The 25,039-nt window shown below is 40.1% G+C and carries 25 protein-coding genes; 9 read left to right on the forward strand and 16 right to left on the reverse strand.

From position 1 onward, the window contains the following. Positions 1-25 precede the first annotated feature (25 nt). The gene (galU, locus tag K217_RS0103670) at positions 26-913 is read left to right on the forward strand and encodes a UTP--glucose-1-phosphate uridylyltransferase GalU (RefSeq protein ID WP_029551781.1); all 888 of its coding nucleotides are present in this window, start codon (positions 26-28) and stop codon (positions 911-913) included. Here galU and K217_RS0103675 read toward each other — a convergent pair. Continuing rightward, on the reverse strand, positions 879-3,344 hold the full coding sequence (locus K217_RS0103675; RefSeq protein ID WP_231476990.1) for a BamA/TamA family outer membrane protein: 2,466 nt from the start codon (positions 3,342-3,344) through the stop codon (positions 879-881). The genes galU and K217_RS0103675 overlap by 35 nt on opposite strands. A gap of 168 nt (positions 3,345-3,512) precedes the next feature. Between K217_RS0103675 and K217_RS0103680 the strand changes: the two genes are divergently transcribed. Next, complete coding sequence (locus K217_RS0103680; protein ID WP_029551783.1) at positions 3,513-4,511, forward strand: hypothetical protein; 999 nt, start codon at positions 3,513-3,515, stop codon at positions 4,509-4,511. Positions 4,512-4,538: 27 nt separating this feature from the next. On the opposite strand, the gene tpx is transcribed toward K217_RS0103680, so the two are convergent. From tpx to K217_RS0103735, 11 genes are all read right to left on the reverse strand, one after another. Then, entirely contained in the window at positions 4,539-5,048 is a 510-nt protein-coding gene (gene tpx, locus K217_RS0103685; protein WP_029551784.1) for a thiol peroxidase, read from the reverse strand. Positions 5,049-5,129: 81 nt separating this feature from the next. Further along, a complete protein-coding gene (locus tag K217_RS0103690) occupies positions 5,130-6,305 on the reverse strand; it encodes a pyridoxal phosphate-dependent aminotransferase (RefSeq protein WP_029551785.1) in 1,176 nt (391 codons plus the stop codon). A gap of 72 nt (positions 6,306-6,377) precedes the next feature. After that, positions 6,378-6,578 carry a 30S ribosomal protein S21 gene (rpsU, locus tag K217_RS0103695; RefSeq protein ID WP_029551786.1) on the reverse strand — a complete coding sequence of 67 codons (201 nt, stop codon included), beginning with the start codon at positions 6,576-6,578 and terminating at the stop codon, positions 6,378-6,380. A 21-nt stretch (positions 6,579-6,599) separates the two neighbouring features. After that, complete coding sequence (locus tag K217_RS0103700; protein ID WP_029551787.1) at positions 6,600-7,100, reverse strand: 6-pyruvoyl trahydropterin synthase family protein; 501 nt, start codon at positions 7,098-7,100, stop codon at positions 6,600-6,602. Continuing rightward, a complete protein-coding gene (gene panD / locus K217_RS0103705; protein WP_029551788.1) occupies positions 7,097-7,477 on the reverse strand; it encodes an aspartate 1-decarboxylase in 381 nt (126 codons plus the stop codon). The genes K217_RS0103700 and panD overlap by 4 nt, the downstream gene beginning before the upstream one ends. A 40-nt stretch (positions 7,478-7,517) precedes the next feature. Next, complete coding sequence (locus K217_RS0103710; RefSeq protein ID WP_155991116.1) at positions 7,518-8,561, reverse strand: ribonucleotide-diphosphate reductase subunit beta; 1,044 nt, start codon at positions 8,559-8,561, stop codon at positions 7,518-7,520. Positions 8,562-8,588: 27 nt separating this feature from the next. Beyond that, a complete protein-coding gene (gene hpf / locus K217_RS0103715; protein WP_029551790.1) occupies positions 8,589-9,203 on the reverse strand; it encodes a ribosome hibernation-promoting factor, HPF/YfiA family in 615 nt (204 codons plus the stop codon). 50 nt (positions 9,204-9,253) lie between these two features. Continuing rightward, complete coding sequence (locus tag K217_RS0103720; protein ID WP_029551791.1) at positions 9,254-9,958, reverse strand: Crp/Fnr family transcriptional regulator; 705 nt, start codon at positions 9,956-9,958, stop codon at positions 9,254-9,256. Next, positions 9,916-10,992, reverse strand: coding sequence for an aminopeptidase (locus K217_RS0103725; protein WP_029551792.1), 1,077 nt, complete (start codon positions 10,990-10,992; stop codon positions 9,916-9,918). The genes K217_RS0103720 and K217_RS0103725 overlap by 43 nt, the downstream gene beginning before the upstream one ends. 21 nt (positions 10,993-11,013) lie before the next feature. After that, positions 11,014-11,658, reverse strand: a complete 645-nt coding sequence (locus K217_RS0103730) for a DUF554 family protein (protein ID WP_029551793.1) — start codon at positions 11,656-11,658, stop codon at positions 11,014-11,016. A gap of 3 nt (positions 11,659-11,661) precedes the next feature. Next, a complete protein-coding gene (locus tag K217_RS0103735) occupies positions 11,662-12,855 on the reverse strand; it encodes a glycosyltransferase (RefSeq protein WP_029551794.1) in 1,194 nt (397 codons plus the stop codon). 93 nt (positions 12,856-12,948) lie between these two features. Here K217_RS0103735 and rgy point away from each other — a divergent pair, with 93 nt between their 5' ends. Together rgy and K217_RS0103745 are read left to right on the forward strand one after the other, a co-directional pair. Next, on the forward strand, positions 12,949-16,389 hold the full coding sequence (gene rgy, locus K217_RS0103740) for a reverse gyrase (protein WP_029551795.1): 3,441 nt from the start codon (positions 12,949-12,951) through the stop codon (positions 16,387-16,389). Then, positions 16,386-16,784, forward strand: coding sequence for a hypothetical protein (locus K217_RS0103745; RefSeq protein ID WP_029551796.1), 399 nt, complete (start codon positions 16,386-16,388; stop codon positions 16,782-16,784). The genes rgy and K217_RS0103745 overlap by 4 nt, the downstream gene beginning before the upstream one ends. Here K217_RS0103745 and folD read toward each other — a convergent pair. Both folD and cysS read right to left on the reverse strand, forming a co-directional pair. Further along, positions 16,761-17,636, reverse strand: coding sequence for a bifunctional methylenetetrahydrofolate dehydrogenase/methenyltetrahydrofolate cyclohydrolase FolD (folD, locus tag K217_RS0103750; protein WP_029551797.1), 876 nt, complete (start codon positions 17,634-17,636; stop codon positions 16,761-16,763). The genes K217_RS0103745 and folD overlap by 24 nt on opposite strands. After that, the gene (gene cysS, locus K217_RS0103755; protein ID WP_029551798.1) at positions 17,618-19,093 is read right to left on the reverse strand and encodes a cysteine--tRNA ligase; all 1,476 of its coding nucleotides are present in this window, start codon (positions 19,091-19,093) and stop codon (positions 17,618-17,620) included. Before cysS ends, folD begins: the two co-directional genes overlap by 19 nt. 53 nt (positions 19,094-19,146) lie before the next feature. Here cysS and smpB point away from each other — a divergent pair, with 53 nt between their 5' ends. From smpB to hfq, 4 genes are read left to right on the forward strand one after another with little or no spacing between them, the layout of a single operon-like run. Then, the gene (gene smpB / locus K217_RS0103760; protein ID WP_029551799.1) at positions 19,147-19,611 is read left to right on the forward strand and encodes an SsrA-binding protein SmpB; all 465 of its coding nucleotides are present in this window, start codon (positions 19,147-19,149) and stop codon (positions 19,609-19,611) included. Positions 19,612-19,657: 46 nt separating this feature from the next. Then, positions 19,658-20,527: a zinc metalloprotease HtpX gene (locus K217_RS0103765; protein ID WP_029551800.1), complete on the forward strand. Its 870-nt coding sequence runs from the start codon at positions 19,658-19,660 to the stop codon at positions 20,525-20,527. Then, positions 20,527-21,498 carry an ADP-ribosylglycohydrolase family protein gene (locus K217_RS0103770; protein WP_029551801.1) on the forward strand — a complete coding sequence of 324 codons (972 nt, stop codon included), beginning with the start codon at positions 20,527-20,529 and terminating at the stop codon, positions 21,496-21,498. The genes K217_RS0103765 and K217_RS0103770 overlap by 1 nt, the downstream gene beginning before the upstream one ends. A gap of 11 nt (positions 21,499-21,509) precedes the next feature. Continuing rightward, positions 21,510-21,752, forward strand: coding sequence for an RNA chaperone Hfq (gene hfq / locus K217_RS0103775; RefSeq protein ID WP_029551802.1), 243 nt, complete (start codon positions 21,510-21,512; stop codon positions 21,750-21,752). A gap of 15 nt (positions 21,753-21,767) precedes the next feature. Here hfq and K217_RS0103780 read toward each other — a convergent pair whose 3' ends face one another. Continuing rightward, the gene (locus K217_RS0103780) at positions 21,768-22,100 is read right to left on the reverse strand and encodes a (2Fe-2S) ferredoxin domain-containing protein (protein WP_029551803.1); all 333 of its coding nucleotides are present in this window, start codon (positions 22,098-22,100) and stop codon (positions 21,768-21,770) included. 58 nt (positions 22,101-22,158) lie between these two features. On the opposite strand from K217_RS0103780, the gene K217_RS0103785 reads away from it, so the two are divergent. Continuing rightward, a complete protein-coding gene (locus K217_RS0103785; protein ID WP_029551804.1) occupies positions 22,159-24,288 on the forward strand; it encodes a methyltransferase domain-containing protein in 2,130 nt (709 codons plus the stop codon). On the opposite strand, the gene K217_RS0103790 is transcribed toward K217_RS0103785, so the two are convergent. Next, a complete protein-coding gene (locus tag K217_RS0103790; protein WP_029551805.1) occupies positions 24,285-24,986 on the reverse strand; it encodes a SapC family protein in 702 nt (233 codons plus the stop codon). The two genes, K217_RS0103785 and K217_RS0103790, sit on opposite strands and share 4 nt — an antisense overlap. Positions 24,987-25,039 lie beyond the last annotated feature (53 nt).

A 25,039-nucleotide genomic window follows, 5' to 3' on the forward strand; every position in this document is an offset into this window, starting at 1 on the left:
CTCCTTTGCGCTAAAATAAAAATTTATGATAAGGAAGGCGGTTTTACCAGTTGCAGGGTGGGGGACGAGGTTTCTCCCGGCAACAAAGGCAATGCCAAAGGAGATGTTCCCGGTCATCGACAAACCAGTGGTCCAGTTCATAGTGGAGGAGTGTCTTCATGCGGGTGTGGATAACATAATCTTTGTAACCGGAAGGCACAAAAGACCTATAGAGCATCACTTTGACATAAATTCAGACCTTGAAAAGCACTTGGAACAGGCTGGCAAAGATGACCTGTTGAAAAATGTAAGGGAAATAAGCAGGCTAACAAACCCAATCTACATAAGACAAAAGGAACAATTGGGTTTAGGTCATGCGGTTCTTGTCGCAGAACCTGTTGTAGGAAACGAGCCCTTTATAGTAGCCCTTGGAGATGTAATCATCGATGGAGAGGAAAATGTAATAAAGCGGATGATAGAAATATACGAGCGCTTTGGCAAAAGCGTTATAGCGGTGTTTGAAGTTGATAAGGAAATGGTAAGCAAATACGGTATTGTTTCGGTAAAACACATAGAAGAGGATATATATCTTGTGGAAGATTTGGTAGAAAAACCCAAAAAAGAAGAAGCGCCATCAAACCTTGCCATAGTTGGCAGGTATCTTCTTACTCCAAAGATTTTTGAAAAGCTTAAAGTAACCCCCATAGGTAAAGGAGGGGAGATACAGCTAACTGATGCCATAAGACTCTTGCTTGAGGATGAGGTGGTTTATGCAATAAAGATTGAATCAAAGGTTTATGATACAGGCACTCCTCTTGGCTACCTAACCACTTTGGTAGAGTATGCTCTAAAAAGGGAAGACCTCAGAGACGATTTTCTCAGATTTCTTGAAGATATTGTCAGTAAATATAACCAACAGACAGGTAAAGCTTAAATTTTTTTAAAAAATCTTTTTCTCCTGGAAAGGCTAAATCTACTCTTGCTGGACCTATAGGTGTTCTAACACCTGCTCCAAAACCAAAACTGTGCTTGATGTCCTTTGGAAGACTGTTAGAAGGTTCTACGCCCCCTATATCGTAAAAAGGAATCATAACAATAGAACCTTTTAAGGGAATTTCTAATTCAAGCCTACTAAAGACAAAAGATTTACCACCGTTTGGTTGGCCTATCTCCTCAAAAGAATAGCCCCTTAAGTCTCTGAAACCCCCAAGAAAATATCTATCAAAGATGGGGACTTTGCCCTGAGCAGTACCGCCGGCAACTTTAAAGCTTAAGTTCAAGTTTGAACCTATAGGTATAAGGTAAAAGGTGGAAAGCTCAAGTTTATTGTAACTAAAATCTCCGTAAGCTTTAAAAAAACTCAAGTTATTGTATTGGATACGCTTAGGATTGAAAATATCGTCTTTGTATTCCCTCAACAAAAACAGTCCATATTTACTAATTGTAGCGCTACTACCTAAAAACCTATTGTTTGTAATAGAAAAAACGGGACCTATAGAGCTCCATCTGGTAATCCTGTATCCTAGGCTTAAGGCAAAGCCTTCTGTGCCAAGGCTGTAAGATTTGTGCTCTCGATGATCTTTGAAAAGACTACTTTTAAACCAAAGTTTTCTGGTAAAGAGGAAAGGATCTTCAAAGTTTAAACCGTAGGTTTCCCTTTTTCCGGTAAGTTTGTAATTGAGAGTAGTGGTTAAACCAACTCCAAACAGATTCTTAAGACCAACGCTTAGGTCTAAGATCAAATCTTCTTGTGTGTTGTATCCGAGTCCAAAGTCGTAAAATCCTCTTTTATCCTCTTGAAGTTTAATTAGTCTATGAACCTGCTTTTTATCCTTGTCCAAAAAGGTGTCTATTTTGACTCCCACAAAGGAATTGCTTGTTATAAAGTTATACAAGGTTTCATCTAAGGATCTTTCCGTATAAAAGTCCTCTTTTACCGTCATGTAAGATAGCTCTCTTCTGTTTGTTACGTTTGCACCGTAGTATAGGTCCATACCCAACCTATACCTTGGACCCTTAACAACCTTGTATACATAGGAATAAAAAGTTGTATCTTCACTTTCTTCCAAAATAACATCTATGTCAAAGACTCCCTCCATGTAACCGTTACCTTCAAGATACCTACTAAGCCTTACGTTTAGCTGTTCTATTATGGAAGAGTCATATACCGCTGGAAGCTTTCTGTTTATCTCTTGAAATATTTTTTTAATTTCCCTATCATCTCCGGGGTATGAGATGCTTCTCAGTATTTGCCTTTTTCCCTTGGATATTTCAAAGGAAACCATCACAATTCCCTTTTCCTTGTCTAACTCTTTTTTAATACTACCTTCCGCAAGGGTGTATCCTTGTTTTTTTATCTCTGTCAATATATCTCTTAGTCGCTTTTCAAAAATATCTTCATCATACTCTGTATATTCGCCATTTATAACCGCACCATACCTTTTATTTTCTTTTATGTAAAAGTAAATTTTTTCATCATCCAAACTATAACTAATTTCCACATCAAAGAAACCCTTTGAACGGTAAAGATCTATAAGCCTATTCTTAGCTTCCTCCAAAGAAAACAGATCTACTCCCATCTCTCTTAAACCCGAAACCTTCAACAGCTCTTCCTGATTGAAAAATTGATTTCCTTCAAAAAAGACCTCATACCTTTTCCCTTCAAACACAGAAAATACTGGATAGGCAAGCTTTCCTTTACCTACAGCGGTCTTTAACGTGCTTATAGGATGGCTAAAAAGATTCTTAAAACCTTCTGCAAGTGACCCTAACAGTTTTAGCGGATGCCTTTTAATCTTAGGACCTGTTGGCATAAAAACGCTTAAAAAAGGCTTATTCGCACTTACTTTATGCAAACCTTCGTAATATACATAACTATCCCAAAAACCTAAGCTTATGTAAGCTTCTTGCAGATCAAAAACCTTTTTGGCTAACTCCCCCTCCTTAACTATCTTGCCTTTTATTAACTCCAATTTTTCGTCCAAGAACTCAGCATCCAAGCTTGAACCCTTGTATATTCCACCACCAAGGAAAAACACATCGCCCTCTTTTATGTTTATATCTATCTTGGCGAACCCAAATTCATCAATCACAAGCTCTACCTTTGCTTGCATCTCAAGAAATCCCCTTTCCCTGTATAGTTCCCTTAGCTTGTTCTCTATAACTTGTGCATCAACGTCCTTTAACGCCATACCTTCATAAAGGGCTAAGTAGCTTAGTATTTCTTCTTTCCAAACTGCCATGTTTCCCCTTATTTTTATCTCTTTCAATATAGGATATCTTTCTACTCTTATTATCACATCTCCATTCCTCTCCTCTACACTTACATCCTTTATCTCGTCCAAGCTTCTTAAAATTTCCACCATTTTGGAATAATTTTCTTCATTCAAAACACTCTCAAAGTTGTTCTTGGGTAATGGATAGTTGGAGATAAGCAATACCTTAGAAAATGAAGAAAGAGGTAGGAGATATATAACAGCCCACCACACAAAAAGAAATTGACAAAAGCCTTTCATTGACATAAATATTAAACAATGGAAATCATAGGGGGGGTTAATAAGAAGGTTTTTAATGTAGAAAATCAAGACACTTATTCCTTTTTCCTTACTCATTGTTTGTGTTTTGAGCAGGTTCTGAACCTAATCTTAAGTGACGAAACATTACGTTCAGAAGTTACTGATTTAGTCTTTCATCAGTCAAAGAAAGATAAGCAGTCTTTTGAAAACATCCAAATATTCCCAAAAGGATTTCAGGCTTTGAACATAAACATGGAAGACTTTCAACAACCAAATGTAAAAATTGAAAACAAAGCTCCTGTTGAAGGCTCTAAAGACGAAATACACAATTATCCAAGTTTAAATAAAGATCAAATGGTTAACAACACAAAAGTTTTACAGGATTTTATACCAATGGGTGAAAAAAACAGCACAACGGATTTTCCACATTCAATCTCAATAAGCAATGAGCAAAAAATAGATAATCTTATTCGCAAAGTTTTTGCTACAGAAAAGCATAATGAAAACATAAATTTGGAAAATCTCATTCAATCTAAAGTGTCCCGCATAAGGCACAGTGTTGAAGATAATAAACCTGATATATCCTATCCCGAGAAGATTAAAGACAAGATAGCGGAGCGCGTAGATAGTTACGACTCAGAACCATTAGTCCTAAAGTTTGAAGAAGAGTTAAAGCCAACTCAAGAAGTAAGAAATGCAAAACATTATGGTGCGCAGGAGCATAAAATCTTTCATGTAAAGTTTGAAAATGGAGACCTAAGGATAAGGTTTGTGAAAGATTCGCTGAGTATAAGTTTGAATATCAAAGAAGACATAAAGGTGCCATCAGCATACGATAGCTATAGGCTTATAGAAAGTCTTTCCCAAATGGGTTTAAGGGTAGATTTTTTCAGCATAAACGGTAAAAACCTTCTGTGGGAGTTTAGACAGGGGCAAGAAGGAAAGAAAGAAGGCAAATTTAAAGATGTAGAATCAAGCACACGTGATGAAAAAAGGACCTTTAGCTTGTATTTGTAAAAACCCCCCAAAAAGGGGGGAGTAAATTTATAGAAGCTCCTTAACCTTTTGTACTACCTCTTCGTAGTTAGGTTCCTGAGTTATTTCTGGAACAAGTTGGATGTATCTTATGTATCCTTCTTTGTCCACAACAAAAACTGCCCTTGCCAGAATACCCTTTAGCACCCCTTCGGATATCAAAACTCCATACTTTTCCATGTCTCTGTAGCGAAAGTCAGAGGCTACTGTAATGTTGCCTATGTTAAAGCTTTCGCAGAACCTCTTCTGAGCAAAGGGTAAATCCATAGAAATTACTGTTACATCAACACCAGACATACCAGCCATTAGCTCGTTAAACTTTTTAGTTTCAGTTTCACATACAGGTGTATCCAAGGAGGGTACTGTAACTATAACCTGAACTACCCCCTTTGCACCACCCACAGTCTTTTCCTGAAGGTCCTTGGTTACCACAATTGCCTCTGGCGCCTTCTGTCCAATTTCCAAAGTTGGACCAGACAAAGCAACAGGATTACCTTTTAAATTAACAGTCTGAGCCATTCCGCATACCTCCTTTTAAATTTTTTTTTACTACTTATTTTAAATAAACCTATAAGTCTCAAACAATGATTAATCTCAGTTTTATAAAAAGCTTAAGGTTTTTTCTATTCTGTGTATTCCTTCTTCAAGTATGTCCTCTGAAACGCAATAAGAAATTCTTATGTAACCTTCCCTTCCAAAGGCAGACCCTGGAACTACAGCCACATTGCCCTTTTCCAACAAAAATTCAGCCAGTGCAAGATCAGAACCTAATTTAGCGGAGTAAAAACTCAGATTTGGGAATATGTAAAAAGCGCCTTTTGGCTTCGCTACGCTGACGTTGGGTATGCGATTAAGTAATTCGTATGCTAAATCTCTCCTTCTTTGAAAGGCATTATGCATAGTTTGAATAAATTTTTTACTCTCTGGGTTTTTCAGAGCTTCAAGGGCACCATACTGTGCGAAGGTTGTTGCATTGGAAATGGTCTGACTGTTAAGATCTGCTATAATCTTAGAAAACTTTTCGGGACATGCTACATAACCTATCCTCCAACCTGTCATAGAATAGGTCTTTGAAAAGGCATTTACAGTAAAGGTTATTTCTCTGATCTCCTTAGAAAGGCTTGCAGGACTTACAAACTTTTCATTGTCATACACAAAAGCTTCATAACATTCATCCGAGATTATAAATATGCGGTGTTTTAAACACAGATCTGCTATCTTTCTCATCTCTCCTTCCGGGATTACTGCTCCAGTAGGATTGGATGGGGAGTTTAGAACCAAAGCTTTAGTTCTTCTCGTTATATGGGGCAGTATATCCTCAGCGGTTAATACAAATTGCTTTTCTTCACTGAGCATTATTTCCTTAGGTTTTGCCCCACATAAAAGTATCTGCTCTGGATAGGTGACCCAATACGGAGAAGGTAGTAGAACCTCATCCCCCTCCTCAAGTATAGCGGTAAAAACTAAATACAATGCCATCTTAGCACCTGCTGTTACGACTATCTCCGATGGTTTGTATTCTACACCGTTCTCTTTTAAAAGCTTTTCTGAAAGAGCTTCTCTTAAAGGAAGAATTCCAGCAGAAGGGCTGTATTTTGTCTTTCCTTCTTTTAGGGCTCTTATACACGCTTCCTTCACAAACTCTGGAGTGTCAAAATCTGGCTCTCCAGCCCCAAAACCTATCACATCCACGCCTTGACTTTTTAGGTAATTTACCTTAGCGGTTAGCGCTAACGTAGGTGCAGGCTTTATGTGAGATACTCTTTTGGATAGCATGATCTTTTATTATAAAACACATTTGGTAAAGCGTTGAGTTATTTTTAGCGAAATTGGGTAATGAGTTTAGTTTTAGATAAGATTTCTCTTCTTCATAGCCTTAATTATTCTCTTTCTCGCTTGGCGTTCTCTTCTTTTCCTTTTCTCGCTTGGTTTTTCATAAAACTGGCGTCTTCTTACTTCTGTTAGTATTCCTTCTTTTTCTACTATCCTCTTAAATTTCTTGAGTGCCTTTTCAAAGGGTTCATTTTCTTCAACCACCACCAATACCAACTTTTTCACCTCCTCTATAAATTATAACACGTTTTCCGAATACTCCGCTTTTGAGGTTGCGGTCTCCCAAAGGACGACTTTTATTACTTTAACCTCTTCCAACAAATTTGCTTCTTTTAGTTTTTGCTTTAAGAAATCATAAAAGAATTTGGCAAGGGCTTCCGCTGTAGGACAAAAGTCTACGGGAAATATTTTTAATGCTCCGTACTTTTCTGCCAACTGTTTGAGTTCTGGATACATCGGGTCATTTACGTCTATTATAAAGCTGTGGTCTATGGTGTCTATTAAATCTTTTAGGGCATTCTTGACGTGATAAAAGTCTATTACCATATCCTGCTCGGATAGACTATCCGAACCCAAAACCACTTCCAAGACATAACTATGTCCATGTAGGTTGACACACTTGTTTACAGGTATTTCCTTTCCTAAGGAAAAGTTTGAACCTCTCCCATGCGTTAAGTTTTGTTTCCAAACCCTGTGTCCTGCTTCAAATCTAAAGGTCTTTGATATCTGCCACTTCAAACAAGCTCCTCCAATATTTCTCTTTTTACCTCCTTTATTCTGTTAAACTCATCCACATATACAAGTGTTGGTTTGAAACCGCTCAGCTCCTCTTGGTCAAAAAGGCCATAGGATGCTATTATGATTATGTCTCCCACTGCTCCTAATCTTGCTGCAGCTCCGTTTAACCTCACTTCTCCAGAATACTTAGGTGCGGGTATAACGTAAGTGGAAAACCTAACTCCATTGTTTATGTTATATACTTCTATCTTTTCATAAGGCAAAAGGTCTGCTGCCTCCATAAGGCCTGCATCTAAGGACAGGCTACCCTCGTAGTGCAACTCTGTGCCAGTTATACGCGCTCTGTGTATCTTAGATTTTAGCAGAAACCTCCTCATGGGAGTATAAAAATATAAAAATCCTTAGATTTTTGCAAGCTCACCACCTCAGCTCGCTTCTTTTGGCGTAAGTTTGGGGTTTTGCTTGAAAGAAGTCCGTCTTTGTGTCATTTATCGTTCTAAACTGATCTATCCACTTCATAGGATTTTCCGTAACTTCTGGATAGAGAGGCTTGTAGCCGATTTGAGAAAGTCTAAGGTTGGACAAATACTTTATGTATCTTTCAATAAGCTTGTCGTTTAGCCCAAGAATTTGGTTGTTGGTCACATATTTGCCCCACTCTATTTCCTTATCTGTCGCAAACTTGAAAAACTCATAAACCCACCTGTTTATCTCAGGAGTGAAAAGCTCAGGCGATTCCTCTTTTAAAGTGTTGATTATATTTCTAAAAAGTGTCACATGCGTTAGCTCGTCCCTGTTTATGTACTTTATCTGCTGGACAGTGTTTAACATTTTCCCTTGTCTTCCCAGCGTGTAGAAAAAGGCAAAACCAGAGTAGAAGTAAAGGCTTTCAAGCACATAGTTCCCAAAAACCGCCTTTATAAAATTCTCTTCGTTAGGTTTTCTTATGAATTCGTTGTAAAGCTCCGCTATTACTTTGTTTCTTTCCATAAGTTTTTCGTCTTCTCTCCAGTAGTTGTATATTTCATCTGCCTTTCTTGGATCAACCACGCTTTCCAGTATGAACTGATAAGAGTAAGAGTGTAGCGCTTCTTGGAATTCCTGAGAGGTAATAGCCATTACGAGTTCTGGTGCGGTCAAATACCTTGCAAACTCCTTTAGCATATTCACTTGATAGCTATCCAAGGCTATAAGAAAGCTCAGCACAAGTTCGTATGCCCTCTTTTCGTGTTCAGACAGCAGTTTTTCGTATTGCTTTTTGTCTTCCAGCATTGGTATTTCTTCCGGTATCCAGAAGTTGGTAAAACCCATGGTTTTGTATAGATCGTATGCCCATTGGTATTTTATGTTGTTAAGCTCCATTATGTTGGTTGGATTTCCAAAGACGATCCTTCTTTTACTTGCGGAACGGTCCCCTTTTGGATTAAAAATTAGCACCCTTTCCATGTCAGTTTTTAACATAAAAAGTATAGCATACCTGGGGGGATGTTAGATTTTCTGAGAAATCTCTTTACACTTAGTGTTCAATATACCAAAACTTCCCCCTCTTTTTCTGTAAGCTATTTTCAATTCTCCTGTTTTGGCGTCTATAAAAGGTAGAAAATAGACACCACTTTCTTGAAGCTCAAGGATGGCATCCTCTTCGCTCATGGGCTTTTCTATTACCAGCTCTTCCTCAATTATCTGAGGTTTTTCCCTTTCCTCAGAAGGTGCAATCATAGCGTTTATAACTTCTTCCTTTATCTTAGCACCGCGCCTTCTTTGTTCCAATCTTCTCTGTTTTAGCTTTATTATCTGCCTTTCCGCTTCATCAAGCACCTTGTCTAATGCGGAAAATACGTCTATATCCTCCTCCCATGCGTGGATGACCCCACCGCCCCAGGTTTTTAAGTACAGATCCAAATCAACCCTATAAACTGTAGGTCTGCTTTCACCTGCGTATTCCTTATGCTTTGCCCTTGAAGCGGATAGGGTTACTACAACTTCTACTTGATCTTCTTCCGCTTCTTTTAAAAGCCTAGAAAACCTTTCCAACTTACTTTCTACAAAACTCTTCATAGCGTCTGTCCACTGAACCGCCTTTCCCACAAATTCTATGTTCATAAGAAACCTCCAAATGTTTGTGGAAGTATAAAAATTTTAACAAATTTTTGCTAAACCGATAACCTTTCCAACTCTCTACGTTTAAGTATCTCTATAAAACCCCTTTCGGTGTTTATAATGCCCATCTTCTTCCACTTACTCATTACCCTTATGGTAGTTTCCACAGTGGTGCCGGTCATTTCTGCTATGTCGTTCCTCGTCAATGGAGCATCTATGACTATGGTATCCTCATACTTTTTACCTATTCTGTCTGCTATCTCTAAAAGGACCTTTGCGATTCTTTCCTCTACCTTACCGCCCGCTATACTCTTTAAAGTTTCATATGTTTGCAACAAGGTTGCAGTAGCCTCACAGGTCATTTTAATAGCAATGGCAGGATGTTTTATGGCCAAGTTTATAAAATCTTTGTTAGATATGTAAAGGGTTCTTGATTCTGTTATAGCCTTAGCTGTGTAGGTATTTTTGGGAGTTCTTTTTCCCCATTCTATCCAACCGAATATGTCGCCCGGATATACAAGACGAACTATTACTATTTTTGCATCGTGAGTTTCTTTTAAAAGCTTTATCAATCCGTCAAGAAGTATGTATATGCCAGGTTCTGCCTCTTCTTCAAAAAACAGATATTCACCTTTTTTAAAGGTCTTTTCTTGCATATATTGAATGGCTTGTTTAAGCTCATTTTCAGAAAGGTCCTCAAAAAGGTGCAGTTTTCTTAAATCCTTAATCTTCCCTTCTGCAGAAGTAACTTTTGCCATCCTTTTCCTCCTATCATTACTGTTGGTTCAAAGATAACGTAATCTGTGTGAAAGGGAACTTTATTGATACCACCAAAGGTGTGATTGTCCCCTATGGCTATATGCACTGTCCCCATTATTTTCTCACATTCCAAAATGTTATCTGCCCTTTTTGCCTTTGGATTTGTCCCCACGCCCAACTCTGCAATGATCCTTGCCCTTTCGTGCTCTTTGAAAACCTTTTCTAAATACTCTACGTATTGATCAAAACCTTCAACCTCTTCTACTGCACCATCTTTAAACTTGAAGGTTAAGGGACTATCGAATTGCCTGTCAGGTCCATAAAGAATGGTCATCTTACCGTAAGCTGAATCTTCCAACGGTGCGATAAAGGATTCTCCAGCAGGTAGATTGCCGTAATCTCCAGGGTTGTGAAACAGGCCCGTATCCGCTATACCATACCTTCCTTTTATGGAAAACTCCAGTTGAGTTCCATCTGCTTTTATTTCCACCCACTCCCCTTCGGTTAGTATATCCGCCACTTCTGTGCTAATTTTGCCTACTTCGTTCCAATCCACATCCATGGGACCGTAAAACATTTCTGGTTCAAAAAGGGGCATGGATGCATACCTTACCCCGAAGTATTTCGTAAGAACTTTTCTGTAAAAGGTATGGGTTGTGGAGTAGTATGGAAAGGCTACCACCACCTGAGGCACATCCTTTGCATGCTCTTTGAGTATGCTTAAAACCTCTTCCTCTGAATAATTTTCTTTGTTTAGTATTCTGTCAAACAGACCTCTCTTTTTTAGCTCATCTATTGCAACTTCGCCAAAGGTGTTTAACCATACCTCTTCTGGTGGCTCCTTTCCGTGCTGTCCAAGGGAAGGATAGCATATTTTTTTTACCTGCTTAGATATTGATCTTCCAACCTCGTAAAATTCCTCAAGAAGGTCAATCAAATAGCTTTTTGTATCGTCAGTAATTAAAAGCAGACTCTCGCTCTCTTTCAAATTCATATTGACACGATAGAGCCTTTCTATGTGAGTCTCAAACATGTAATAAAAATTTAATACTTTTTAAACGGTTAAGGAAAGCAGTAAAGAGGGAAGAAGATTTATAAGCCTGACTTGCTCAAGAAGTCCAAAGATTTTAAGACCCAGCACGATAAGAAGGCCTCCACCTAAAAAGAGGGTGTTTGCAACAGATTGATCTCCTACAAACTTTCCCAAAAGGTAAAATCCAAAGGTTAAAGTCCCTTGGAAAGCAAGGACATAAAAAGCGGAAAATAAAACTCCCCTTCCAAATACACTACTTAAGATAGTTGAAGAGATCCCATCCATAAGTGCCTTTGAAAGTAAAAGACTACTGTCTTTCTTGTTTGCCTCAAGAAAGCATCCCATAAAGGTCATTGGACCAATGGTAAAAAGCAAAGATGCGGTCAAAAATCCAGACTTTTTCTCTCCCTGAAGCCTTTCCATCCTCTCTTCCAACCGCAGTATATATCCAATCCCACTTCCAAAGAGGAGCAAAAAGAAAATTTTTAGAATCTCCGGTTTGTTCTCTGTCAGGAGCTTTATTCCCAAAAGGATCGTAAAAACTCCTATGGCGTGGGTTATACCGTTTTTAAACCTTTCCGGTATGTATCTTTTGGCGTATAGTCCAACAGCAGAACCAAGGAGAATAAGTGCTGTATTTACCAGTGTGCCAAAGCCCACAAACATATGTTAGCTTTGCTGAGAGGTTTTAAGTATGTTGGAAAATAGCTCGTAAAGAAAGTCTGCTCTGTCTTGGGGTGTGTATCTTTCAAAGACTTTCTGTCTTGCCCTTTCTCCAATTTCTAAAGCTTCGTCCGGATTGTCCAAATAATAAAGAACTTTCTCTTCTATTTCAGCTCTGTCCAACGGAAGATAGGTTATTACTTCTTCTTCTGGATTGAAAAAGCCAGGGAGGGTTGCCCTGTAATCCACAAACATGGCACATCCCATACATGCTACCTCCAAAGGGACAAAGCCTATGCCCGTTGGTACGCTGTGAGGATAGGAAGTGATAACAATAAGACTTTGTCCCAAAAGATCCAGAAGCTCGTTCCAGTTCTGAGGCACTATGGACTGATGTCCTTCAAAGAGTTCTCCCTGAACTTCCCCAAAGATCTTTAACTCCATGCCGTCAAGAAAGCTAAGCAAAAACCACCTTTTCTTTGCGGTAGCATAAAGGGATATTTGATTTAAAAAGGTTAAAAACTCCTGAGGTTTTTCTTGCTTCCACTTGATGTATTCTTCCTGAAGGTTCGGGTTAAACATTGAAAGTATATAGTCGTGGGCTTGAAGTATATGGACTTCTGGATTTCTAAACATAAAATCTCCCACTTCAAAGAATACGCCCAAGAACTCTTGCTTAACACTTTGAGCGACATGGTTTGCAATGATGTTTGGGTCTATTGCGGGTCCAAAGAAGGCAAGGTTTATATTCCTTTCTATGCTTGGTTCTTTCATCTGCTGAAGGTCTAAGAAAGGTGTAATGTAAGAGGGTATCTGTTTTATCCCAAGGAAAGCTAAGCTGTCTGCGTATTTGAGGTCACAAACTATTGGCAGAAAGTTGGTGGCAGAGCTTATATCCATAAGCGGTGGAAAGTTAAACAAAGGTTCATCTGTGAAGATAGACACATGCACAAAACCAGCGGCATCAGAAAGAGCTTTCTTGCTATCCTCTTGATTTACGGTAATCACACCGTTGGCGTTTAGGTCTATACAGAAAAAGGGTGAGAAGTCTAAAAGCTCTTTAACTTTTTCGTTTAACTCTCCTTCTGCTATGTTTAACTCCAACACTTCTGCACCTTTTTCTTTGAAGCTTCTGACAAGAGCTTTAAAGTGTCTTGCTAAACCTTCGTATTCTCCGACTTTTAAAAACGCTACTCGCATATGTTGATTATAACTTAAAATTAGTAAAGCGCTTAATTTATAATATCCCTGTGCTTAAGTAATTTTTCACCTAGCGTATATAATTAGTTAGTGATGATAAAGGCTATCTTCAGTAAATTGTGTCCTAATTGTGGTGGGGATATATCTTCGGAAAGGCTAACAAAGGGTCTTCCTTGTGAGAGGTGTCTTCCGGTTGTGGAGCATGATCTTTGTAAAAGTATCAAAGATGGTTCATTGAAGAGTATATGCAATGTGGAAGAGGAGCTTTTGGAGTGGATGGAGGAGTTTAAAAGGGGACTTTCTGCAAGTCCGTGGGCTCTTCAGAAAACTTGGGCTAAAAGGGTGCTGGTTGGAAGTTCTTTTGCCCTCCTTGCACCTACGGGTGTGGGTAAAACCTCCTTTGGCCTTTCCATGGTTTCATTTTTGGCAAAAAAGGGGAAAAAGTCCTATGTGATACTTCCTACAAAGCTTTTGGTTGAGCAAACGGTAAGAAAGCTCAAAGATTTTGGCATAAAGGAAAATGAAATACTTTTCTTTGGAGATGACAAAAACAAGGAAAAGGAAGAAAAGAAGAAAAGGCTTGTAGAAGGGCAATTCCTCGTTTTGATCACCACCTCTATGTTTCTTTACAAGAACTATCAAATTATACCAAAGGACTTTTCTTTTATCTTTGTGGATGACGTAGATTCCTTTTTGAAGACTGCAAAGAACGTGGATAAAGCCCTATACCTTTTGGGATATACAGAGGAAGATATAGAGCTTGCCCTAAAACTGATAAAGCTTAAGGAAAAACCAAACAAAAGTCAGGAGGACTGGGACAAGATCAGGGATTATTCCAAACAACTACGGGAGATATCTAACCAAAAGGCTGGAGTCCTTGTGGTTTCTTCTGCAACCTCTAACCCAAAGTCCAGCAGGATAAAGCTTTTTAGAGAACTTCTTGGTTTTGAGGTAGGCACACCTACCTTTTACCTGAGAAACATAGTGGATGCTTACGAAGATATCAATGCCCTACCTTTGGAAGAGTGGATAAGAAAACTTGGAAAAGGAGGTCTTATTTTTGTGCCTTCGGACAAAGGTAAGGAATACGTGGATCTTCTTAAAGAAGAGCTAAGCTTTAAGGGTATATCTTCTTTAACCTACGAAGAGCTGACGGAAGAAAACCTAAGGCTCTTTGAAAGTGGGCAGGTGGATGTGCTAATTGGCATAGCATCCTACAGAAATCCCTTAGCCCGTGGCTTTGACATGCCTCATGTAGTAAGGTATGCTCTGTTTTATGGGGTGCCAAAGATAGTGGTTTCGTTAAAGCTTGAGTCTAATCTGTCCCATCTTCTTTGGGCTTTGAGTTCCATAAGGTCTAACATAGTTAAGAAACTTCCTCAACTTTCTCAAAAGCTTGATGGATGGCTTTCTCAGTTAAGAAGTTATCAGTATCTCACTGAAGAATTTCTAAGCGACAAGCCTGAGTTGAAGGCTAAGATAGATAGGTTAAAGGCTGAGCTGGAAGAATTCCTTAGGTCAGAAGAGGTTTTAAGCATTCTCAGACAGTCCGAAGATGTGAGTTTGAGGGTTACGGAGGAAGGTTATCAGCTGGTAGTTTCGGACGTGACCGGTTATTTGCAGGCGAGCGGTAGGACTTCACGAATGTTTGCAGGTGGAATAAGCAAAGGGCTTAGCTTAGTTCTCGTAGATGACAAAAGAGCTTTCAATCATTTAATTAAAAAGGTAAGGTGGTTTAGTGAAGACATTCAATTTGTTAAAGTGGGAGAGATAAACCTTGAGGAGCTGATGCAGGAGATAGAAAAGGACAGGAACCTTATAAGAGAGTTTATAAAGAGTGAGAAACCTTCCAACAACACTGACCTTTTAAAACCTGTCCTTATAGTGGTGGAATCTCCCAACAAAGCCCGGACCATTGCCAACTTTTTTGGAAAGGCTGTGCGAAGAAGGGTTGGTGGTCATGAGGTTTTGGAGACTTCAACCGAAAGCCGTTATTTGATGATAACCGCATCTTTGGGACATGTTTTGGACCTGGTCAATGAAGGTGGATTTCATGGAGTAATTTTGAACGATGGAATTCAACCTATGTATGAGGTCATAGAGGGCAAGAGGGAATTGGTGGAAAGTTTGAGAAAGTTGGCTTTTGAAAGCGAAGAAGTTTTCATAGCGACGGACCCAGATGCGGAAGGGGAAAAAATAGGGTGGGACATAGCTCAACTTCTAAAGCCCTTTGCTAAAAGCATAAAACGTATGGAATTTCACGAGATAACAAAAAAGGCTATCGTCAAAGCCCTCAACGAGCTAAGGGATGTGGACGAAAACAAGGTTAAGGCGCAGATAGTCAGGAGGGTTTCGGACAGATGGGTTGGGTTTGAGTTTTCACAAATGCTTTGGTCCGCTTTTGGTAAAAACTGGCTGTCCGCAGGAAGGGTTCAAACACCCGTTCTTGGTTGGATAGTGGAAAGGGAAAAAGAACACAGAAAAAAGATCTATAAAGTTTTGGTAAATTTAGGAGAAAAGGACAGAAGGCTCGTAGTTGAATTTTCGTTTGAAGACAAGCAATCCGCAAAGGAGTTTTTTGACAGCTTAGAGTATGTGGAAGTGCATACTCTTTCCGAGAAGGAGGAGTTAAGGTATCCTCCACCACCTTATAGAACGGACACCATGCTAAAGGACGCCAGCGACAAGTATAGATTTTCCCTTCCAAAGACAATGGAGCTTGCCCAAACGCTCTTTGAACTTGGTTTTATAACATACCACAGGACAGACTCAGTGAGGGTTTCCGATTACGGAATTGCCTTAGCAAAGGAGTATATAAAAGAAGAGTTTGGAGAGGAATACTTTAATCCAAGGGTTTGGGGAGAGGGTGGAGCCCACGAGTGTATAAGACCTACAAAGATGCTTGAACCAGAAGAACTAAGGTCCATGCAGGTGAGCGGACAGCTTGAAGGCATAACCAATCAGCACATACTTCTTTACGAGCTAATATTCAAAAGGTTCGTCGCAAGCCAGATGAAGCCGGTAAAAGTTAAAGTGAAGGAGATTCTAATAAAGGCAGGGAATTTGGAGCAAAAAAAGGAAATCATAGCGGAAGTGTTGGAAGATGGTTGGAACAAGGTTCTTCCTTTGGAACTGAGTTTGTCCTTAGAGGGAAAATTGGACGTGAGAGAGCTAAAGCAGTTCAGAAAACAACCAAAAGCCTACCTTTACACTCATGGAGAGCTTGTGCAAGAGATGAAAAACAGAGGCGTGGGAAGACCATCCACCTATGCAATGATAATATCCAAGCTAATTGAAAGGGGATACGTGATAGAGAGAAAGAACTTCTTGATACCTACAAGTTTGGGTAAGATGGTGTATGAATATCTCAGCAAAGAGGAAAAAATTAAAAAGTTTCTCTCTGAGCAATTTACAAAGGAGTTGGAGGAGCTTATGGATTTAGTTGCAGAGGGTAAAGCGGACTACCAAAAGATCCTTAAAGACTTATATCAGGACATAATAAGTGTTGAGCAAGAAGTGGAGGTAAGGCGATGATACTACACCCAATGTTTTCTTACACTGCCATTTTCTTGGCTATTGTTGTGTTTTCAATGTATATATTGAGTAGTCTTTCAGGCAGAGAAAGTTTAAACAGGTATGCCCTATACGGAAACGTAGTCCTTTCTTTTATCCTTCTTTTAGCGGTGTTTTTTGGTTTTAGATTGTCAGAAGTTCCGCTGGTTGCATCAAAACTGCCTTTCCTTTGGGCTTTTCCTCACAAATGGAACGGCATACTGCTAACAGTATTTTCCTTCATAACTTTGGCTTACTTTAAGCTAAAAAGTGAAGGCTCCAAGAAGATTGGATTTATTCTTGGCCTTCTCGGTTTGGTTTTGGTTGGTTTTCAGCTTATAACAGGATGGATGCTAAGGTTGGTGTTCTTTGCCTAAGTTTCTTCTATATGCCTGAAGGGTATTCAGAAGTAAAGCGCTTACCGTCATAGGTCCCACACCCCCTGGCACGGGTGTAATAGCATAGGCTTTGTTTTTAACCGCTTCAAAATCTACATCTCCCAAAATTTTATCCCCTACTTTGCTTATTCCTACGTCCACCACCACCGCTCCTTCTTTTACCATATCTTCCTTTATAAGGTGTGGAACTCCCGTGGCGGATATTAATATGTCCGCTTCAAGGGTGTATTTTTTTATGTCTTTCGTATGTATATGGCAGACGCTAACTGTTGCATCCCTCCAAAGCATAAGCGCACTAAGGGGCCTTCCCACTATAAACCCTGCACCCACAATAACCACGTCTTTTCCCTTTAAGTCTATTTGATAGTGTTTTAAAAGAAGGTCTATGCCTAAGGGAGTGCATGGGATAAAGCCTCCTTCAAGCCTTCCCAAGAGCCTACCCATGTTTTCTGGATGAAATCCATCCACGTCCTTTTTTGGTGAAATTGCCAAGATCACATCCTCCATAGGTATGTGTTTTGGCAAAGGCAATTGCACTAAAATACCATCCACATCTTCTTTTGCGTTTAACTCTGCAATCAGTTCCAAAAGCTCACTGAGGTTAGTGTTATAAGGAAGATGATAAAGCAAAGACTTTATTCCTACGTTTTCACACGCCTTTCTTTTATTCCTTACATACACCACACTCGGAGGATCGTCCCCTACGAGCACCACTGCCAAACAGGGTTGTCTTAAGCCTTTTGCTATGTAACTTTGTATTTCTTCTTTTATCTTCTGCCTTATATTTTCTGAAAGCGCTTTGCCATCTAAGATTATCGTTGAACCTTCCATTTTGTCCCTGCCGGAGTATCTTCCAAAATCACGTTCAATTTTTTAAGTTCCTCTCTTATGTAGTCAGCTAATTCATACTGTTTTATCTTTCTTGCCCTATCTCTAACATCCACTAAAAGGCTTATAAGTCTTTCATCCACAAAAGGTTTTTCTTGCTCTGTTTCCACTTTCTGAACCTTTTGACATTCTGGCTTTATGTCTTCGAGTATTCCAAATATACCCTTTACATGTTTTAGAATGGAATCTACCGCATACTGATAGGCAGACAGTTCTTGTGTAGTTATTGCCTTTCTTTCAAAGGCGCTTTTCTTTATTTTATTTAGTTCCGAAACTAAGTTGAAAATTTGGGCTAAGCTTGCGGGTGTGTTGAAGTCTTCACTTAATTCTTCAAAAAATTTCTCCTCCGCTTCCTTTACCTTTTCAAAGAGTGGATGAGGTGCGCCGGAAGCTTCCACAGTAGGAAAGTTTTTTAACAACTCTAGATCAAGAACCGCATCTCTTAGCCTTTCGTAAGCCTTTTTTGTCTCTTCCATCTTTTCCCAAGAGAAGTCTAAGGGACTTCTGTAGTGGGTAAAGAGAACTAAAAGTCTTAAAACATCTGGATGGTATTTAGAATAAACTTCCCTTAGGGTTATGTAATTTCCAAGGGACTTGGACATTTTTTGACCGCCTACGGTTACCAGTCCGTTGTGCATCCAGTATCTTGCAAAAGGCTTTCCGGTGCAAGCTTCAGCCTGAGCTATTTCATTTTCGTGATGAGGAAAAACAAGGTCCAAACCTCCTGCGTGTATGTCTATGGTTTCGCCTAAATGTTTGAATATCATTGCTACGCATTCGGTGTGCCAACCTGGTCTTCCTGGACCCCAGGGAGAATCCCACGCAGGCTCTCCAGCCTTTGCGGACTTCCAAAGGGCAAAGTCCAAAGGATTTCTTTTCTTTTCGGAGGGTTCTACTCTCGCACCTGCCTCCAACTCCTCAGGGTTTCTCTTTGAAAGCTTACCGTATTCGGGAAATGCGGATACGGAAAAATAAACATCTCCACCAGATTCGTAAGCGTAACCCTTCTCAATAAGCTTTGATATCAGCTCTATTATCTCCTTTATGTGTTCAGTTACCCTTGGCTCTACATCTGCAGGTTTTACACCTATGGCTTCCATGTCTCTGTAATAGCTTGCTATGTATCTGTTGGCTATGGTCATAAAGTCCGTGCATTCGCTTTTTGCCCTGTTTATGATTTTGTCATCCACATCGGTGAAGTTCCTGACAAACTTTACCTTATAACCAAGGTGCATCAGATACCTTCTGAACACATCAAAGACTATCAAGCTTCTACCGTGTCCCACGTGGGAATCATCATAAACAGTTACACCGCACGTGTATATCTTAACCTCAGGTGGATTTATAGGCACAAATTCCTCCAATTTACCACTTAAGGTGTTGTATATTTTCAAGCCCATAGCTTTAGATTATAATGCGTAAAAGTGTTTGAAAACAACTCAGGAGGCTAAAGTTGAAAAAAACGGGAGAATTTACCGTAGCTTACAACAAAGAAGCAAAGGCAGAGTATGAGGTTATAGAAACCTACGAAGCGGGTATTGTGCTTGAAGGTTCAGAGGTAAAGGCTCTCAGAAACAAGCAAACGGTTTCCTTCAAGGACAGTTTTGTAAGAATAGAAAACGGAGAAGCGTGGCTTTATAACCTATACATAGCTCCATACAGGTATGCTACCATAAAACCACCTGATCCCTTGAGGAAGAGAAAGCTTTTACTGCACAAAAGGGAAATCCTTAAACTTTTTGGTAAAGTTCAGCAAAAAGGTTTTACCATAATACCCCTAAGGGTTTATTTCAAAAACGGGAAGGTAAAGGTAGAAATTGCGCTGGTAAAAGGTAAGAAAGCATACGACCGCAGGGAAGAGCTAAGGGAAAGGGATATGAAAAGACAGATGGAAAGAGAACTAAAGCATTGGCGATAAGATTATATTTATATAAAAACCCCTTTACTGCAGGAGGTGAAAAAGTATGGGATACATGATTAGAAGCGTGCTACTGCTTGGTTTGCTAACCGGTATATTTCTGTTTGTAGGAAATCTGATAGCTGGTAAAGTTGGTATGACCATTGCGCTAATACTTGCCGGCATTATGAACTTTTTGACTTACTGGTTTTCCGATAAGATCGTTTTGGCTATGTATGGTGCAAGGGAGATAAGCTACGAAGAGGCTCCTTGGTTGCACGCCATGGTGGAGGAACTTGCCAAGAGGGCAAACATACCAAAACCCAAGATCTATTTAGTCCCGATGGAACAGCCAAACGCCTTTGCTACCGGAAGGGGTCCGAGCAATGGTGTAGTAGCGGTAACCTCCGGCATACTCAGGTTGTTAGATAGAGACGAACTTAGGGGTGTTTTAGCCCACGAAATTGGACACATCAAAAACAGAGACGTGCTTGTAGCAACAATGGCTGCTACGATTGCTGGAGCGATTTCTTATTTGGTTAATATGCTTCAGTTTGCTTTGCTTTTTGGACACTCAAGGGATGAAGAGGGCAATCAAAATCCTTTATCTATAGTAGGCAGTATTCTTTTGATAATCGTAACTCCCATAATAGCTACTCTAATTCAGATGGCAATCTCAAGGTCAAGGGAATATTTGGCGGACGAAACGGGTGCAAAGATAAGCGGGGACCCTCTTGCTTTGGCAAGGGCTTTGGAAAAGATCCACTATTACGTTTATAACATCCCTGCAGAGGTCAATCAAGGAACTGCCCACCTCTTCATAGAAAATCCGCTAAAAGGTGGAGGCATATGGGAGCTCTTTTCTACTCACCCGCCCACAGAAAAGAGGATAGAGAGGCTAAAAGAGCTGGCAAGAAGAATGGGTAAGCTATACTGATGGACCTTGAGAGTAAGTTTGTCGGCACCATCGTTGGTGCCGCTTTGGGAGATGCAATAGGAAAATCGGTAGAAGACTTAACTGAGGAAGAAGTATTCAGCTTTTACGGGGGACCGATAGAAGGATTCGTAGATCCCCATCCCCAAAGTCCAGCTTACGGCTTTAAGCCCGAAGAAGTTTCTGATGAGACAACCATTAGTCTTTTGCTTCTTGAAAGCATAGTAGAAAGAAAGGGCATAGACCCCTATCATTTCTTTAGCAAGCTGGTAAAGTGGAGAAAAGAAGAGTCAAAGCATCGCTATCCAGATCCGGCCCTATTAACAGCCATAGACCTTCTTTCCTCTGGAATAAGCTTAGAGAAAGCCTGTTTTTACTCTTCTTCTGTGGAAGGTGTGTTAAGAAGCACGGTTGTGGGACTTTTCCACTTTTATAATCCCTATCTTTCTGCAGAAGGTGGAAGGTTGGTATGCATCATGACTCATAGAAGCAAAGAAGTTTATGACGTATCAGCCATGCTTTCTGTTTTCATTGCAAGTTTGGTAAGCGGAGAGTGGCATCTGGAGGAGCTAAAGCAAAGAATAAACCTTCTTTCCTTTCTACAAGAGTTTGCCAAGTATGAAAATAGCAAAAAAGACATAGAGCGCGTGAAAGATCTTTTACAAAAGCGTGCTTCTTTGAACGATGCTATAACAGCCCTTGGCAACTCTACCTACGTTTTGGAAGCCTTTCCCCTTTCTCTGTTTATCTTTTTAAGCAACTTAGATGATCCCCAAAAGGCATTCTTTGAGAGTGTGAATTCTTATGGTAAATTTGGAGGAGACACAGATTCCATAGGCTACTTGGTAGGTTCATACATAGGAGCCTACTTTGGTGCAGAAGCTTTTGATAGGGAACTTGTTGAAAAATTGGAAAACTCAGATTATTATATTTTCTTAGCCAAAAAACTTTTTGAAATAACACAAGAAAGATAGGAGGTTGCCTTATGCCTTATAATTTACAGGAATCCTTTTTGAACACTATAAGGAAAAGAAAAGTGAAAGTGATCGTGTATCTCATCAACGGAGTGCGCATTCAAGGTAGGATAAAGTCCTTTGATACCTTTACAATCCTTATAGAAGATAAAAGACAACAAACCTTAGTTTACAAACATGCCATAAGCACCATAGTGCCTTCGGAACATATTCAGATTGAATTTGAAGAGGAAGGTGTACCCGGGCAGGCTTAAATGCCCGGCTTTGTTTTAAAACATTCCCGGAGGTTTGCCTTTAGAAATAGCCAACCTCTCCACTACCTCTCCCTTTTTGATGTGCTTTTCTATTATCTCATCCACATCCTCTGGTCTTACCCTTCCATACCACACACCTTCTGGATAAACCACTACCACAGGTCCCACTCCACAGGCATTTAAACAACCTGTGGGTGTTATCATACAGCTCATAAAAAGTTCAGGGTCCATTTGCTGTTTTTCCATAAACCTTTGCAAAACTTCCCTGCTTTGCCTGTCCGAACAGGAGCCCATAGGATGTCCCGGTGGCCTTTGCTGGACGCATACGAACACGTGCTTAAACTCCATGCTTTACCTCCTTAAATTTTTTTGCATAAATTATAAGCGATGGTTTATAATGCACCCAATGATTACCGTCAGGGCAACAAAAAAGCTTAACTTTGAGTTTAACGGATACAAGTTCAGCATAAACCAAGGAGAGGAGCTTTTGTTTGCAGAGGATGTCTTTAAGCTCTTGCCTGAGCAAATTCGGGAAAGCTTCAAACAAACATCCACAAAACTTCCGCCCATTTACGAAGGAGAAAATCTAAACGGTAAAACCATATTTGTCTTTATGCAAGGAGCAATAGGAGACGTGCTTTGTTCTACGGTAGCACTTAGGGAACTAAAAAGAAGGTATCCGAGGGCTAAGCTTTGGGTAGCGGTGTCTGGCAGGGCAAAGCCTGTTTTAGAAAAACTGCCCTATATAGATAGATTACTCCCCCATCCTACACTACTGAGGGATGTGTTGAAAGCAAACTACATAGTAAGGGCTGTGGAGATGGTCAATACTCCATCCTTTGATAACCTCAACATGGTCAAGTGGTTTTTGTGGAAACTAAGGCTATACTTTGCGGAAGACGAAACGCCGGACGTTTATGTAGACCATAAAGTGGTGGAGGAACTAAGGCCCGTTTTTGAAGAAATAAGAAGGCTGTCTGGTGGTAAAAAGGTTTTGCTTTTCCATTACCTTGCCTCCTCTGTTCATCGCACCTTACCACCAAAGATGCTGAAGGATTTGGAAGAATACATTTCAAAGGAATACGTGCCCGTAGTGTGCAGTCTTCCAACAGAAGACATCGTAGTGGAAACTTCCCTTGACATTTACGGAATAAAGGCTGCGAACCTATCTTACCTTATGAAGGACTTAAGATACTTGGTTGCTGCTGTTTATCTTTCAGACGTCGTATTAACCACAGACACCGCCACCCTTCACATAGCAGGTGGTCTAAAAAAACCCACCGTTGCCATAAGTGGTCCAATAGAGATATTCAATACCGCAGGCACCTATCCAACGGTTATTCCCGTAAGGGCAAATTACACCGGGCAAACTTGCAAGTCTCCTTGTGGAATACATGCCATAGGAGAGCCATGCCCAGAGGCAAAGCTTAAAAACCAGTTTTACAGTCCATGCTTTGAGAACATACCACCAAAGGTTATATACTACGCCCTAAGGGATGCAGAACTAACAACTCAGGAAGACTATCCAAAGCCAGAAAGGTGTCCGTTGTGTCAGAACTCTTCTAACTTTAGCCTTTTTGAGGTAATAAACGGCTACCGCATATTTGAATGTCCATCCTGTGGTTTGCAATTTAGCTATCCAAGAAGGGCTATGGACTACGACCAAGCTTATGAGGGAGAAACAGAAGGTTTGTTAGAATTTACCCAAATACCTTACACATCTTATTTGGATGCCCAAGAGGAAGAGCTTGAGCGCAAAAAATGGGAAAGATTGCCAAGGTTTAACGTTCTACTACCTATACTTTCTCTGATTCCAAAGGGAAAGCTGTTGGATGTGGGTTGTAGCACTGGAAACTTTCTTTTAATAGCCAAAAAGTTTGGGTTTGACGTTTACGGGATGGATGCGGGAGAAAAGGCAGTAGAAATAGCAAGGAAAAAGTATAAACTTAAGGTTGTAAAGGCTTTGACCTTTGACGAGCTTCCGGAGGACTACAGAGGCCCTTACAAGGTAATCACCGCCTTTGAGGTTATTGAGCACTTAGAGGAGCCGATGAAGTTTTTAAATGAGATCTACAGTATGTTAGAAGAGGGTGGCTTTGTGATCCTCAGCTGTCCCCCCTACTTTAAGTTTGAAAACATGGCGCTGAGCTACAGAAAGTTCAAATGGTGGTGGGGTGACTATCCACCGAACCACATCAACAGGTTCAAGCCCTGGACGCTTTTTTATGCGCTGAAGTTGGCAGGTTTTAAGGAGGTTGTAGTCTTTACCGAGCCTCTTTTGACTGGAACTGTCCTTGAGGGTATTACTCCAAAAGCGGTTCAGTTGAAGGACAACCAAAACAGAATTATCAACCTTACTCCACAAACGGTAGCTTACATAATTCTTGAAAATCTGAAACCTCTTTATGTAAATGCCCGACTGCTTGGTAACTTTCAGTTTGCCATAGGAGTAAAAGGTGATAGTGGTATAAACTGGGAGAAAGTTTTGCAAGACAGCATTGCCATATCCTGCGCAGATATTATGTGGCCTCACTAAAGAAGGTCAAAAAGCTTAAAGTTTCTGATGCTGAAGTATACGGAATACAAAATGGGTAGATAGCCTACGTTGTTTAGGTAATATAGCTTTTCTGGAGAAAGTTTTGAAAGGGTGTCAATGTTTCCTATTAGCACGTTCTTAAAAACTGCCTTTTCCCCCTTGGCTTCCACCTCTAAGCTTGAAAGAAGCTTTAGACATCCAATTTCTAACATCTCCTTGGAGAAGTTGAGAGCCTTTTCAAAGTCAAAAGCCAACTCCTCAAGCTTGGACTTTATGTCTGAGAAAAAGGCGGTTTCATTGCCTTCTTCATCAAAGAGCCTTTCTCCTTCTTTGTCTTCCCAAACCCTATCAAATACCACCGTCCATTGCTTGACTTCTCCTTCTTTTGTGCGCACAACAGAAAAAGGATAGAGCTTTATCGCATTGGGTATTACATCCACCTTGAACCTTCCCTCGGGATCTAAATATACGTTCCTACGGTTTATCCCCATCACCACAAAAGGAAATACTTCCCCTTCTGAAACACCAAAAAACACCGGATAATACATAGAAACGCTCAAGATTTCGGAAAACCCTACAGGCACCACATCCACGTCCCAGCAAAAGCTGTAATCTTCTGGAAGCTTTATCCTTAGCTCTTTGTGCAACTCAGTATCAAGAAACGTAGGCTTTTTTATAGCCCGAAAAACCCCCAACACGGAAGAAATTTTAATTAAAAAATTGAAAAAAAGTCCGATATAAAGAATTAGAA

Source organism: Thermocrinis jamiesonii (genome assembly GCF_000702425.1).
GTDB classification, from domain to species: domain Bacteria; phylum Aquificota; class Aquificia; order Aquificales; family Aquificaceae; genus Thermocrinis; species Thermocrinis jamiesonii.